Genomic DNA, 14351 nt, shown 5'->3' with positions numbered 1-14351 from the left:
ATCAGCCGATAACTTGCTGTCGATCTAAAATTTTATTACTCATCCCTAATGAAGCCTTTATTTTAAAATTTTAATTAAATAACCTAATGTATTGGTATCAATGCTAAAGTGGAATGCCAATCCATTTGCTTTTAATTCATCTTTAACAATTTGCTCTGCTCTGAATTGAAAAGCATTGGCAAAAACATCATCATCAGATAAATCGGATGGTTTTTGATCATCAATTTGATGTGCATCTAAATATTTTTGAGCATCTTTTTTCAGTGCTTTTTCAAAATACTGAAACAATTTTTGATCTTCAAAAATGCCATCATTTTTTGCAATTTGGTAAGTCCAAGCTGGAATTTGATAGTAATACTCCAACTTTTTTTCAGCGGTTTCATTCTGAATGGTTTCTAAAATTAGTTGCTGAATCCACGATTGATAATCTAAATGACGTTTAACGACTTCATCAACACGGTCTAAAGTAATTGCGGACATATGAAATTCCTCCTATAAATTAATTTATTATTATTTGCAATAGTACTATTGCATTGTCATGCCACCAGTAATGTTAATCGCTTGGCCAGTCATGTAATCAGCCAAATGACTTGCTAGAAATAAGACGACATTGGCAACATCTTGAGGGGTTCCAGTCCGTCCCAATGGGATTTGACTTTTATCTTCATTTTCAATGTCTTTGGCTGATAGACCCCGTAACTTTCCGGATTCGATTCTTTCCCTGTGTTTCATATCCGTTTCAATAATTCCAGGACAAACAGCATTAACATTAATATGGTCATGCCCAGTTTCAAGTGCTAACGTCTGGATTAATCCGCGGGTGGCATATTTTGAAGCAACGTATGCTGGCATTGCTAGATAAGGGGCTTTCCCAGCTTGTGAATCAATGACAATGATTTTGCCCTTCTTCTTTTCAGCTTCAAATAACCGTGTAATATGCTTGGTTGTAAAGTAAACACCGCGGGTATTAATTTCCCAGACTTTTTCAAAATCAGAAGTTTTACTGTCCACAAAGTAATCCATGACAGAAATTCCAGCGACATTCACAAAAATATCTGGAATTAAATCCTTTTGTTTCAATTGATTAGTTAGTGAAACAACGTCATTTTCATTTCTAACGTCAACATGAATTTGGTAAAAATGATCATTGATTTTAGTTAATTTCTTGTTCTTATAAATCAAATCACCAACAATCAAATCAGAACCTTCCGATTGAAAGGTATCAATGATGGCCTTTCCAATTCCACGATGACCGCCAATTACTAAAACCTTTTTACCTTTTAATTCGTTAAACATCACTAATTACCCCCCACTTAAATTAATTTTCGAACGTATGGATCGGAACTAATACCTTGATCTAATACTGTTTTCGACCATTCCTTAGCAGAGAAGAGGGAATGATCACGGTAGTTACCACAACTATATTTACTAACGGCTGGAACATCTTTCCATTGAATATCATTAGCAATTACTCCTAATGCATCTTTTAATGCTTTGCCAACTTCAGTAGTTGAATGTTCACCCCATAAAATTAAGTGAAATCCGGTTCGGCAACCAAATGGTGAGCAATCAATATATCCTGATAAGCGGTCACGAAGTAATGATGCTAATAAATGTTCAATCGTGTGCAACCCACCGGTTGGAATTGCATTTTGATTGGGTTGGACTAATCTCAAATCAAAATTTGAAACCATGTCACCCTTTGGTCCTTTTTGTGCTGCAATCAAACGAACGTATGGTGCCTTAACCTTTGTATGATCTAATGAAAAACTTTCAACTTTACCCATAATTTAACAATCCTTTCTAAAATTAATATTTTAATTACATATTAAAAAAACGTCCTTCGGCATATGCCAAAGGACGTTATCAACGTGTTACCACCTTATTTTATATTAGATTCTCATCTAATACCTTGTAAACTCCATTTAGAAGTCAAAGGTGAATATCGTGCCTTACCCCGAATAATTAGCTTTTACTAATTATTAGCTCTGAGCTCATTTTCATTTGAAATATCATCCGTTCTTTTCACTATCGAATGGTCACTGTATTTCCAATTTCAAACTACTTTTCTCATCATCGCTTAGTTATTAAAATTAATGATTTAATTTATTTTTATACTGTTTCAGATCACCACCTAAAAATTTAATCCAAATAAAAAAGCATCCGTCCTTTCATATAGAAAGGGCGAATGCTTCGCTGTGCCACCTTTGATTCGTAAATTAACTTTAAGCTAATTTACCTTCATTCTTAGAACCATTAAGACTCATTAACGCGATATCAGGCGTTCCCGATACGGACTTGCATTGAGCTTATCCGTATAAAAGCTCGAAGACCATTTTCAAGAAATGTCCGCTACTTACTTCCATCAACCGTAAGCTTTCTAGAAGTTTTCAATTCTTTACTTATCTTTTCATTGCTTAATTTCATTTAATTGATTATCTATATCATAGTCGATTTAAAATGAATGTCAACAGTTTCATTAAAAAAAGTTTAATTTATTTTTAAAGTATTTTACTAATAATTAGAGAAAATATTATTTTGATTCATGTTTCTTCACAAACTTACCCAACCTTTGAATGGCTTCTTTAATATCAGAAACACTGGAAGCATAACTAATCCGAATGTGGCCTTCACCGCCGGGGCCAAAAATTGATCCAGGAATAACCCCTACCTTAGCTTCTTTTGCTAGTTGAAGGGCAAAATCAAAGCTATTTTGGGTAAATTGTTCTGGAATCTTAGGGAAGAGATAAAAAGCGCCCTTTGGTTTTGGACATTTAAAGCCGTACTGATCAAATCCTGACCAAGCTAAATCACGACGTTGATGGTAAGCGGCAGTCATCCGTTCACCATCATCTTCACCATTCTTAAAAGCTTCTAAAGCAGCATACTGTGCAATTTCAGGCGGATTAACGACCGTGAAACGATGAACTTTATTAATTAAATTAAGGGCCTTTTCCGGTGCACAAGCAATTCCTAATCGCCATCCAGTCATTGCGAACGTCTTTGAAGCACCATTAAAGACAATCGTTTGATCAGGTAAGATTTGGCCCATTGACACGTATGGTTTATCGTAATTAATTTCACTATAAATTTCATCACTAACACAGATGACATGGTGCTTTTTAATGACTTTTGCAAGTCCTTCAAGCTGCTCTTTATTATAAACAACACCTGTCGGATTATTAGGTGAATTTAAAATCACAGCTTTAATTGAATCACCATACTTAGTAAACGCTGTTTCTAACCTTTCCGGAGTCAATATAAAATCATTATCAGTAACATCTAAACAGGTTGGTTTCCCACCAGCAAGTGTAATTTCAGCCATGTAGTCACCAAAATCAGGGGTCGGCAAAATAACACGATCACCTGGCTCTAAAATGGCTCTTAAAGTAGCATTAATTCCTTCAGTCACACCCGTTGTAACTGTAATTTCTGTATCAGGATCATAACTAATTCCATACTTTTGTTTCATAAAATCAGAAATTGCAACCCGAAGTGGCCGGATTCCCTTTGGTGAAGTGTAATGACTATCATTATTAATAATGGCTTTAATTGCTGCTAACTTAACATGATCCGGAACGTTAAAATCCGGTTCACCTAAAGTCAACGGAATTAATCCTTTAATCTTAGCTAATCTTTGACCAAAGCCAGCAATATCAGCCGATTTATAATTTTGAACTGTCTGATTAAATTTCTTTGAGATATCCATGTAAACCACTCCTTAATGGTGAAAGTGAAGGATTTAATTTCTAAACACAAGCAAATCCATTCTTTTTCTAATGATTTTCTAATCATTAATTAATAATATTAGTACATATAACTAAAAATTGCAATTGCATATATTAATTTTAATTCAAAGTGTTTAGAAATTGATTTAATATTTCACAATTGATTTGTCCAGGTGCTGAAGAATTTCCGACCGTTCCAAACGTAATACATGATCCGAAGAGTTGACCACTAACGCGTGTGATTTTTCCCAAATTGCCCATTGACATTGAAATTAGTGGAAGATTCGATTCATGGTGAAATGAGTTCGAAACTTCAAGTAAATTTAAAATATCATCCGAAGTATGTGGCATGACAGCAATTTTAGCAATATCAACATGATTTAATTGCATTTGATCAAGTTTTTCTAACATCTCTGATTTTTCAGGTGTGATTTTAAAATTATGATAACTTTGAATGACCTTAATATTTTGATTTTGAGCTAAATGAATTAATGGCAAGATTAATTTTTTAGGATGCATTAGTTCAATATCAATTAAATCAGCCACTCGGCAATTAATAATATTATGAATTACTTTTGCATACTGTTCTTCAGTTAATTTAGTTTGACCGCCTTCATTAAAACTCCTAAAAGTAATCAATAATGGAATTGCTTCTAATTTTTCGGAAATCATTTGTGCAACATAATTAAATTCATTAACATCATTAAATTGCTTCCAAAAATCAATCCGCCATTCAATTAAATCAAAGTCATTCTGTTTCAAAATTAAATTAAGTTGTTTCAATATTTCATCGGTTGTACTACCGGTTATGGGAACAGCAATTTTTGGTTTTCCTGACCCAATTTTCAAGTTTTTAACTTTCATTTTTATCACTTTCGCTATCAAACAAAATTTTATGAATGTAATCAACTGGCATTTCTTTCCCAGTCCACAGTTTAAAAGCGGCAGCACCTTGTTCTAGCATCATTCCTAACCCATTCAAAACATGTTTAACATGGGCTTTTTTAGCCACTTTCATTAGTTTTGTTTCTAACGGTGCATAAACAGTATCAAAAACAATCATATCCTTATGAAACCAGCTAGGATCAGATATCAAAGTCTGATCTTGAAGTGGTTTCATCCCAACTGCTGTCGCATCGCAATAAATATCACATTTTCCGATTTCATTCTTCAAACTGGAACGGTCTTTTAAGTCAAATAAAGTTGCATGACAATTAGTGTGTTCATTAATAATATGAACGTTTCGTTTTGCATTCTCCCATTTATCATCATTTGCGTTATTAAAGATACTAATTTCACTAACCCCATCTAAAGCAGTTTGAATCGCAATGGGGGTTCCGGCGCCACCAGCACCGGTTAAAACCATTTTCTTACCAATAATATTTAAATTTTCATCCTTTAATGACTGCATAAAGCCTGTTCCATCAGTCGTATATCCAGTTAAAGCGCCATGATCATTCACAATGGTGTTCACCGAACGGGTTAATTGAGACGTTCGATCTAATTTATCCAAGTATGGCAAAACCCTTTGTTTATTTGGCATCGAAATATTGGATCCTCGCATGCCAAGCGTTCTTAATGCTTTGATTCCATCTGCAATATGATCCCCATCAATATCAAAAACTAAGTAGACATAATTCAAGCCTAATTTTTCAAATGCACTATTATGCATTAATGGTGATTTGCTGTGCCGAATTGGGTATGCCATCAATCCAATTAAAATTGTATGTCCATCAATTCTTTCTGTCATTTTGAAGATTCCTTTTTTAAATTTTCAATAATTTTTTTAGCAATCGTTAATGGTGATTTATGGTCGGTTAAAATAATCTGGTTGCTAATCATCCGGTAAGTTGCATCCCGTTGGTGCTTTAATTTGATAATTCCATCCATCCCTAATTTTTCAACTATCGGACGGTTAGCATCCAACGAAAGCCGTTTTCTAATCACGTCATCGGAAGCATCAAGCATCATGATGGGGACGCTAGTTTGATGAAATAAATTCTGATTTTGTTTCTGGACCGGCGTTCCACCACCAGTGGACAAAATACCATCTAAAGATAATGATTTATTCAACATTTGATGTTCAAAGTCACGAAAAGCTGCTTCACCTTTTTCTTTAAAGAAATTTGAAATGGGTTCATTCAAGTTTTTAACTATCATTTGATCTAAATCGTATTGCGGTAAATTCATTTGCTTTGCTAATTCCCTACCAACAGTCGTTTTTCCACACCCCATAAAACCAATTAAGATTACTTTCATCATGACTTCCTCCAATCCATGCGTTGCCTAATATTTTGAGACTGTTCTAAATATTGTTTAATTTGTTTTGGGTTCTGCTTTTGAAGTATCATTTTTAAATCATTTAACTGCTTCTGAAAATCATCGATTTGTTTTATTAGATCATTTTTATTATTCATAAAAATATTGGACCACATGGTTGGATCTGCTGCTGCAATCCTAGTGGTGCTTAACAATCCACCACCCACTTGGATTTGTTTCAATTCACCATGGAGTTTCTGATCCATTAAATGGACTAATGAAAATGCTAGAGCATGGGGAAGATGGCTGATGTAGCCAACCATTTGATCATGTTTAAATGCGGATACAAAAACAAAATGAATGTGATGATTATCAAGTAATGATTTGAATAATTTGATTTGCTTAATCGTTGCATTCGATCGCACTAAAAAATAAGTAGTATGATTGAATAAATTTACCCAGCCAGCTTTACTGCCGGATTTTTGGGATCCAGCCATTGGATGCCCACCAAGAAAATGAATGCCCTGTTCAGTCAGTTGCTTTGATTGTTTCAAAATTGATGTTTTCGTACTTCCAACATCGGTTATTAAAACATTGGATTTTAATTTTAAATTTGATAAAACATGGATTTGCCTCAAAATAACGTTAACGGGACCCGCTAAAATAATGATATCTGCAATTTGTGATGCTTTTTGAAAAGTCATGGATTGGTCAATCAAATGCTGATTCAATAAGTATCTTTCATTTGCTTGGTTTAAATCATAGCCAATGATATCAACATTAGAATGATTCTGTTTAATTATTCTTGCAATGGAACTACCAATTAAACCTAAACCACTAATAAAAACAAGTTTTCACTTTAATCATCCCCATTATTTAGTTATTAATCGGTTTAAATCATTAAAAAATTCTGGATATGAAATATCAATTGACTTTTCATGATTTAGTTTGACATTAGCAGTTTTCGGTAATAAGCCAGCCGCAATCGCTAAAGTCATCCCAATTCGATGGTCTTGATGGCTATCTAAATTTAAATTTTTAACATGCCATAATTTTTTGCCATCAATTTTGAAACCGTCTTTTAATTCTTCAATATCAATTCCTAATTTTTGAAATTCTGAAACGATTGTCTTAATTCGATCGGTTTCTTTAAACCGCAGTTCTTCAGCTCCATGAATCGTACTGATGCCATCGGCCTTAGCAGCTAATAATGCTACCAACGGTAATTCATCAATCATACTTGGGATATCATTATGTTGAACATGAATGGGTTTTAAATGCTCTACACTTTCAATTTCTAAATCAGCAATTGGTTCATTCGGATTGGACGGGTGTTTTAATTCAACGTGACCTCCCATTCGTTGAATAATGTGAACTAACCCTAATCGACCTGGATTAATGCCCACCGATTTCAAAATAATATGAGAATCAGGAATTAAAGTCGCTGCAACAATAAAGAAAGCAGCTGATGACATATCCCCTGGAATGGTTAGATTTTGGCCAATTAATTTTGGCTCATGTTTGATAAAAATTTGATGCCATCCAGTAATAATTGTCTGTGGGCTAAATTGATTGAGCATTCTTTCGGTATGATCACGGGTAGACTGTGGTTCATCAATCACACTATCAGCATCCGCATTCAATGCCGCTAAAATAATTGAACTCTTCACCTGAGCACTTGCCACTGGCAACCTGTAATGAATGGCATGAAGTTTCTTCCCATTAATTGTCATTGGCAGATGCCCATTTGTTAAATGAATTTCTGCTCCCATTTGATTTAGGGGCTCACTAATTCTTTTCATGGGCCGCTTAGACAAAGATTGGTCGCCAATTAACTTTGTCTGAAATGGTAACGATGCTAAAATCCCACTCAATAGTCGCGTTGTTGTCCCGGAATTTCCCATATTCATGGTGTGTTTAACCGGTTTTAAATTATCAATTCCTCGTCCATGAACAATGACTTCATTATGATGACATTCAATATCAACACCTAAATCTTGAAACGCGTGAACAGTAGTTAAACAATCATCTGAAAGAAGGAAGTGTTTAATTTCAGTGATTCCATTGCTGATTGCTCCAATCATAATTGCCCGGTGTGAAATACTTTTATCACCAGGAATGGTTAATTTTCCATGTAATCCGTTTTTTATTCCAGTTATCAATTTTTTCATCATTTATTCACCTAGAAATTTAAGAGTTCTTTTCTGTAAGAGGTAACTTGTTGTTTTAAACGATCCATATTACTGCCATCAAACGTTTCCGTAATACTCTTGGCTAATTCAATGGCAACAACACTTTCAACGACAATTGACGCCGGAACAATCGCCGTTACATCTGAACGCTCAATGTTAGCCTTTGAAATTTGTTTAGTATTGACATCCACGCTTTTTAATGGCTTGTATAACGTTGGAATTGGTTTCATCGCAGCTTGAACCACCAATGGCATCCCATTCGTCATCCCGCCTTCAAAACCGCCTAAGTGATCAGAATCACGAAACCACCCTTTCTTCTTCTGCCAATCAATCGGATCCATGACTTGACTGCCAAATTTAGAGGCTGCTTCAAAGCCTTCACCGATTTCAACACCCTTCATTGCATTAACTCCCATAACAGCAGCTGCTAACTTACCATCTAATTTAGTATCCCAGCTAACGTAACTACCTAAACCTGCGGGAACATTATCGACAATTACCTTCAGAATTCCACCAAGGGTATCGCCATCCCGCTTTGTTCGATCAATTAAATGGTGAATCGGTTCAACTTTTTCCTGATTTAAAATTCTTAAATCATTTTTTGTAATTTCATGGTTAATCTGTTCAACTGATAAATTTTGCTTTTGATCGGCTTTAATGGAACCAACTTGTTTTACATATCCTACAATTTGAATCCCTAACTGCTGAAGTAATTGTTCACAAATGGCACCAATGGCAACCCGCATGGCAGTTTCCCTAGCAGATGAACGTTCTAAAACATTTCTAAAATCCCTATGGTGATATTTCATCCCACCAACTAAATCAGCATGACCTGGTCTTGGACGGGTAACTTTCCTAAGCGTATTTTGTGAGGTTGCACTACTATTAGGATCCATAATTTCTTTCCAATGTTTATGGTCACGATTCAGAATGGTTAAAGCAATCGGCGAACCAAGTGTGATTTGATGCCTGACCCCGCCGGTAATTTTAACTTGATCGTGTTCAATCTTCTGACGATTGCCGCGTCCATAACCACCTTGCCGATCCGCTAATTTTTGATTAATTGATTTAATATTCAATTGTAACCCGGCAGGGATGCCTTCTAAGATTCCAGTTAAACTTGGTCCATGTGATTCTCCAGCTGTCATAAAATGCATAAATGATCATCCTCTATTCAATCGTTTTAGTTTGATTCATAATAGTTCGAAAAATTCGTTGAATTTGTTTTGAGTTTCTTTTGTTTCTTACGATTTTATTAATTCGTTCCAATACTTGATATTCGCGGTTAGTATTAAGAATCGGTAGGTGATGTATTTTTTTATATTCGCCAATTGATTTCCCAATTTGAAACCGTTGTTCCAATAATTCAACAATTTGTTGATCAATTTGATCAATCTGCTGACGTTTTTGATCTAATGTCATTTTGTATCCTCCTTAGTTTGCCCGAGTGAAAGCATGGTGATTAAAGCTAAAATAACGCTAACCGCAGCAATTATTAAGTTAAAATTAAATGCAAACGTAATTCCACGTTGGGATAACATCCCAGTTACTAATGGAATGGTTAACGAAGCAATGCTGCCAAAGAAGTAAAAAATACCTGTAATTGCACCACGGTGCTTGGGGAATAACTGCATAAAAATGGTTAAGCCAGTCTGCATCACACCGCCAGCGGCTGAAAAACCAAATATCATACTAGCAACATCAGTTATTAAAGTGAGTTTAGATATTAAAATAATTAATAATGAAATTAACGTTGCAAAATTTAAAATTACTAATAGTGGAATTTCTCTGGATTCCCGTTTTAATAGAATGGACAAAGTAATGACACCAATGATGGAACCGATGCTGTAAAGTGATAGTAGGAAATGGGCAGATAGGTTATTTAAATTTAATACCCTTTCACCATATAAAGTTATCCATTGAGTAAAGACCAGCATTAATGCCATTGAAGTGTAACCATATCCCATCAATGCAGCTGTTGAAACAACCCGGCGGAGTTTACTTAAATGCCAATCACTTGTGATGCTCTTTTCATTTTGAGATTTAATCTTAGGAAATTTAATGTTTAATAAGTTAATAAAATTGAAAAACAGTACGGTTGCTGGAATCATAAATGAAAATCCAAACCATAGATGTTCACTTGAAAGAAATGCAACCACTAATGGTAATAGAAAATCACCTAATGAAATGAATGCTTTCAATAAAACGGTGGCACGTCCAGATCCATGATTAATTTCAACTAACGTTGTGTACGTCCCAGTATCTAGAGCAGAGTTACCAAAACCAGACAAAATTGATAAGAAGTATGCAAGAACAAAATTAGAAGCAAATGGGGTTGCGATTAAAAAGATAAAGTAACAGAGCATCCCAAATAAGATAAATATCTTTCGATTGATTCGATCTGATAAGTAGCCTGTAATTGGGTATGCAATCAACCGGCCAATTCCAATTCCAGAAATAACATATGAAACAATTGACAATGTCGTCTCCCAGCTATGAGCCAATGACATCATGTTTTGAGTTAAAACAACCAATACCATCCCATGAACAAAGTAATTCAAGAATAGACTCATACTTAATCGATGTTTTTTTGTGATTTGATTCACATTTACTTTTCGTCCTGTAATATCCATCAATAATTCCTCCAAAATAAAAATGCCGGCTAGATTTAATCTAACCGGCATTTAATTTGCTAAAATTAAGCCATTTAAAGATATCCAATTTAAATGATTAGTTTAAATTGCTACCGGTTAGATATAGGTACCTAACCGAAAGTAGCAACAACTAGCAATTCCGCTTAGATACAAGTACTTTGAGTACTTGCATCCAAAGAGGAGTGCAAGTACTATCGATAATACTTTGCTGCGAAATTGCGATAATATGTATTAAAACGATGTCTAAATAACTTAATCATTAACAAAACGACCTTTCATTTATTTTAATAAGAATTAGATAACATTTGCATTAGTAAATTTTTAACTGTTGCAAGAATAACATTTAATTTTAATAATTTCAACCATTTTTATAATTTTTGTTTAACATTTTAATCATTATATAATTATAAACTAAAAGCCTTTGTTCATTTTGTTTAGAATAAAGGCTTTCATTCGTACTGATTTAAATTGATTTGATTTATATTCTTTCCAGGCCTGTTTGCCCTTATTAGTTAAGCCCTGAATAATAGCATTATTAGCATCAATGTAGCCAGCATCAATCAAAGGCTGCGGATTACCACCAATCTAATCACAATAATCAACAAAGTGGGTTGCCAGGGTTTCTGGTTCAACATTACCCACTCAATGGTCCTTAACATATTAAAATCAGTGTGGATTAATTTTATTTCAAATCATTTCTTTCATAAAATTATATCTATTTTAATTTAATTATAATCTTATATTAACACAAAAAAATAGCCATTAAAAAATGACTATTATTTATTAATCGTTAAAATTATGCTTTAAGCTGTGCCAGATGTATTTATCTGATAGTTTGATGATTAAACCATTACAAAAAATAGAATAAATGGTTCCGATATTGATAGAATAAACTTTACCAACAATGAAGCCACAGATAATCACAATTAGTAGTGGTGGAACTGAATCGGCAAACTGTGACCAAATTGCACTGCCATGAAAATATTTAAACCTTAAAATATTAGTTGTATCATCATTGGGATGCATCATAATATTAGCACGTTGATAAATTGAAACGGCAACAAAAACTAATGTTACACCCAGTAATGAAACTAGAATTTGAGGAAAATAGCCCCAGTTTTTGACGCCCAATTTAGTAATCAAGGCAACAAAAAAATTAATAATGTAGCTAAAGAACATCATATAAATAATTTGACTAAAAACCCGCCATAAATCGATTTTACGTAACAATATCATATTAATGATGATATTAATAATTCCAATAATAAAAATAATAATCCCAATTGAAATTGGAAAAACATGATCTAAATTAATCGGTGCGGCGGTATAAATTGATGCTCCACTACTGGAAACAATTGTTAAGGCATTACCAATTGCGTTAATTATTAATCCCAATAATAATGCAATCAAACGAACACTCATGGGATTGTTGTCCCTTTCGTTAATCGCTTTAATAAAGTGTCATCTCCAAAAAATAAACAAATTAAAAAGGAAATGCGGATTTAATCATTTCCCTTTCATCAATTATATAACAAATTTAGATTAATAACAGATGATTTTTAGTTAAAACTAAATTAAGTCGACATTTATACTTTCTTACCCAAAATATCAACATCTCTTAATTTACCGCCTAAAACAGCCACTTCTGGTAAATGACCCCAACGTTCAAAATGATTTCTTAAGAATAATTTTTGACTTGGTTGATTGTGACCAAAAACAACCGCTAAAATTGTCGTAATTTTTAACTTAGGAGCTTGTTTTTCAACAAATACAATTGTCTTTTGACCAATTCCTTCGTGCTGAAATTTTTGATCTAGATAGATACTAATTTCAGCAGTTCAATGGTATGCCGGTCGACCATAAAATTCTGATAAACCAACCCAGCCAGCAAATTGATGGTTAAATTCAATGACCCACATTGGAAAATGATCAGGTGTATATTGCTTGAACCATTTCCGTTTAGATTCAACACTAACCGGCTCAGTATCCGCAGTGGCCATATGCCCAGGGATACTTTGATTATAAATATTAACAATTGATTTTAAATCTTGATTTTCAGCAATCCGAAAATTAGTTTCGTTATCCATGATGATAGCTCCCTTTATTTACCGTGTGCTTTAACATACAACTTTTGTTTACGATGGTCACTAATCCGATAGCCAATGTAAAAAATACTAATGATAATCATAATCAAGCTAATAATAACTAACGACCAAATTGGATGAGAAACATCTGCTTCCTGCAATAAATCATTAGTAGCAACAATTCCGTTCAATACGCCGGCAAATGCAACATAAACCCAAGCAGTCGCTTTATTTAATAAAGAATAAATATCATCAAAATTAGCATCATTATTGCTGCTTCTTAGAATTGCAAGCGAACGTTCACGTTCTAAATGAACTTTTAATGGTGGAATTAACCATAAAAATCTAGAAATGTTTTTTCTAAATACACTTTTATTTTTTCGGCTTTTCTTTATAATATTAGACACAATTAAATCCTGATCATTGATATCTAATATTCCTTGATACAATGGGAACATAAAAAGTAACCAGGCCCCAATAAAGCCTAAGATATTAATTAGCAAATCAATAATCCCCTCATTAATTAAATTTTAAATTATATTTATATTTTAGTACAATTATTTACGAATTAAACTTAATTGGAGGATTTAATATGAAAAGTTCAATTATTAAGTGCAATCAAGAAAATGTCAATGAATTACAAAAAATTAGTCGGAAGACCTTTTCAGAAACATTTGGCGCACAGAACAGTCAAAAAAATTTAGATGAATATTTAAAACAAGCATATAATAAAGAGAAACTTCTTAAAGAAATCAATAATCCTAATTCACAATTCTATTTTATTAAAACTAATCATAAGATTGCTGGTTATTTAAAATTAAATTTAAATGATGCCCAATCTGAAAAAATGAGTAATGATGATTTAGAAGTTGAAAGGATTTATCTCGTTAAAACCATGCAAAAATTAGGTTTAGGAAGAAAATTATTTGATAAGGCCATTGCTGAAGCTAAGAAGCATCATAAAAAAACAATCTGGCTTGGTGTGTGGGAACACAATGAAAATGGAAAAGCATTTTATAAACATCTCGGTTTCAAACCATTTAGTGACCATGTATTTCAATTGGGTGATGATGCACAAAGGGATATTTTAATGAAAAAACAAGTCTGAAAATAATGTATTTAGAAAACAAGTCATTCAAATTTTTATTTTAATGACTTGTTTTTTCATTTTTCCTTCTTTTTACTAATTGATTCCTTTTATTACCAAGAATTCCCATTGAAAATGCAGATATAACAAATATAATCGTAGTTATATCACTGTCAATTTTATAATAATATGCAAAAATAGCATAAATTATAAATAAAATCAGAATTAATGAAGTGATGTGCCCTAATTTTTTGATTTTATTATTTAGTTGTTGCAATAATCATTTTCCTCCTTTAACTGTATATTTAAAATATACACTTGTCTTTTAATTCATAACATATTATGAT

At 33.2% G+C, this 14351-nt stretch carries 19 protein-coding genes and 1 other annotated feature; of the genes, 1 reads left to right on the top strand and 18 read right to left on the bottom strand.

Annotated features, from left to right (window positions below):
* Positions 1 to 57 precede the first annotated feature (57 nt).
* The 17 genes from WR164_RS07725 to WR164_RS07650 form a co-directional block, all read right to left on the bottom strand.
* Positions 58 to 480: a hypothetical protein gene (locus WR164_RS07725; protein WP_286137036.1), complete on the bottom strand. Its 423-nt coding sequence runs from the start codon at positions 478 to 480 to the stop codon at positions 58 to 60.
* Between the two features lie 45 nt (positions 481 to 525).
* Complete coding sequence (locus WR164_RS07720) at positions 526 to 1296, bottom strand: SDR family NAD(P)-dependent oxidoreductase (protein ID WP_286137035.1); 771 nt, start codon at positions 1294 to 1296, stop codon at positions 526 to 528.
* A gap of 17 nt (positions 1297 to 1313) precedes the next feature.
* Positions 1314 to 1787 carry an S-ribosylhomocysteine lyase gene (locus WR164_RS07715; protein WP_286137034.1) on the bottom strand — a complete coding sequence of 158 codons (474 nt, stop codon included), beginning with the start codon at positions 1785 to 1787 and terminating at the stop codon, positions 1314 to 1316.
* 390 nt (positions 1788 to 2177) lie between these two features.
* Positions 2178 to 2423, bottom strand: a binding site (T-box leader).
* Positions 2424 to 2533: 110 nt separating this feature from the next.
* A complete protein-coding gene (locus WR164_RS07710) occupies positions 2534 to 3709 on the bottom strand; it encodes an aminotransferase class I/II-fold pyridoxal phosphate-dependent enzyme (protein ID WP_286137033.1) in 1176 nt (391 codons plus the stop codon).
* Between the two features lie 139 nt (positions 3710 to 3848).
* Entirely contained in the window at positions 3849 to 4592 is a 744-nt protein-coding gene (gene aroD / locus WR164_RS07705) for a type I 3-dehydroquinate dehydratase (RefSeq protein WP_286137031.1), read from the bottom strand.
* Positions 4582 to 5478: a shikimate dehydrogenase gene (locus WR164_RS07700; RefSeq protein WP_286137030.1), complete on the bottom strand. Its 897-nt coding sequence runs from the start codon at positions 5476 to 5478 to the stop codon at positions 4582 to 4584. Before WR164_RS07700 ends, aroD begins: the two co-directional genes overlap by 11 nt.
* Positions 5475 to 5987: a shikimate kinase gene (locus tag WR164_RS07695; RefSeq protein WP_286137029.1), complete on the bottom strand. Its 513-nt coding sequence runs from the start codon at positions 5985 to 5987 to the stop codon at positions 5475 to 5477. The genes WR164_RS07700 and WR164_RS07695 overlap by 4 nt, the downstream gene beginning before the upstream one ends.
* A complete protein-coding gene (locus tag WR164_RS07690; RefSeq protein ID WP_373876931.1) occupies positions 5987 to 6787 on the bottom strand; it encodes a prephenate dehydrogenase in 801 nt (266 codons plus the stop codon). The genes WR164_RS07695 and WR164_RS07690 overlap by 1 nt, the downstream gene beginning before the upstream one ends.
* A gap of 72 nt (positions 6788 to 6859) precedes the next feature.
* Entirely contained in the window at positions 6860 to 8161 is a 1302-nt protein-coding gene (gene aroA, locus WR164_RS07685) for a 3-phosphoshikimate 1-carboxyvinyltransferase (protein ID WP_286137028.1), read from the bottom strand.
* Positions 8162 to 8169: 8 nt separating this feature from the next.
* Positions 8170 to 9336 (bottom strand): chorismate synthase, encoded by a 1167-nt coding sequence (gene aroC / locus WR164_RS07680; RefSeq protein WP_286137027.1) that lies wholly within the window; start codon positions 9334 to 9336, stop codon positions 8170 to 8172.
* A 13-nt stretch (positions 9337 to 9349) separates the two neighbouring features.
* Positions 9350 to 9601, bottom strand: coding sequence for a chorismate mutase (locus WR164_RS07675; protein WP_286137026.1), 252 nt, complete (start codon positions 9599 to 9601; stop codon positions 9350 to 9352).
* On the bottom strand, positions 9598 to 10812 hold the full coding sequence (locus WR164_RS07670; protein WP_286137025.1) for an MFS transporter: 1215 nt from the start codon (positions 10810 to 10812) through the stop codon (positions 9598 to 9600). Before WR164_RS07670 ends, WR164_RS07675 begins: the two co-directional genes overlap by 4 nt.
* A gap of 432 nt (positions 10813 to 11244) precedes the next feature.
* Positions 11245 to 11397 (bottom strand): hypothetical protein, encoded by a 153-nt coding sequence (locus WR164_RS07665; RefSeq protein ID WP_286137024.1) that lies wholly within the window; start codon positions 11395 to 11397, stop codon positions 11245 to 11247.
* A 219-nt stretch (positions 11398 to 11616) separates the two neighbouring features.
* Positions 11617 to 12255 carry a DUF6198 family protein gene (locus WR164_RS07660; RefSeq protein WP_286137023.1) on the bottom strand — a complete coding sequence of 213 codons (639 nt, stop codon included), beginning with the start codon at positions 12253 to 12255 and terminating at the stop codon, positions 11617 to 11619.
* Positions 12256 to 12419: 164 nt separating this feature from the next.
* Positions 12420 to 12656 (bottom strand): GNAT family N-acetyltransferase, encoded by a 237-nt coding sequence (locus WR164_RS08420; RefSeq protein ID WP_373876930.1) that lies wholly within the window; start codon positions 12654 to 12656, stop codon positions 12420 to 12422.
* Between the two features lie 15 nt (positions 12657 to 12671).
* Complete coding sequence (locus tag WR164_RS08400) at positions 12672 to 12920, bottom strand: GNAT family N-acetyltransferase (protein WP_309297717.1); 249 nt, start codon at positions 12918 to 12920, stop codon at positions 12672 to 12674.
* A 14-nt stretch (positions 12921 to 12934) separates the two neighbouring features.
* Positions 12935 to 13420, bottom strand: coding sequence for a hypothetical protein (locus tag WR164_RS07650; protein WP_286137021.1), 486 nt, complete (start codon positions 13418 to 13420; stop codon positions 12935 to 12937).
* A gap of 89 nt (positions 13421 to 13509) precedes the next feature.
* Here WR164_RS07650 and WR164_RS07645 point away from each other — a divergent pair, with 89 nt between their 5' ends.
* Positions 13510 to 14025, top strand: a complete 516-nt coding sequence (locus tag WR164_RS07645) for a GNAT family N-acetyltransferase (protein WP_286137020.1) — start codon at positions 13510 to 13512, stop codon at positions 14023 to 14025.
* A gap of 40 nt (positions 14026 to 14065) precedes the next feature.
* Here WR164_RS07645 and WR164_RS07640 read toward each other — a convergent pair whose 3' ends face one another.
* Positions 14066 to 14281 (bottom strand): hypothetical protein, encoded by a 216-nt coding sequence (locus WR164_RS07640; RefSeq protein WP_286137018.1) that lies wholly within the window; start codon positions 14279 to 14281, stop codon positions 14066 to 14068.
* Positions 14282 to 14351: the final 70 nt, after the last annotated feature.

The sequence above is a fragment of the Philodulcilactobacillus myokonensis genome, from assembly GCF_027923585.1.
GTDB lineage: Bacteria > Bacillota > Bacilli > Lactobacillales > Lactobacillaceae > Philodulcilactobacillus > Philodulcilactobacillus myokonensis.
This window is presented reverse-complemented; position numbering and strand designations above follow the sequence as displayed.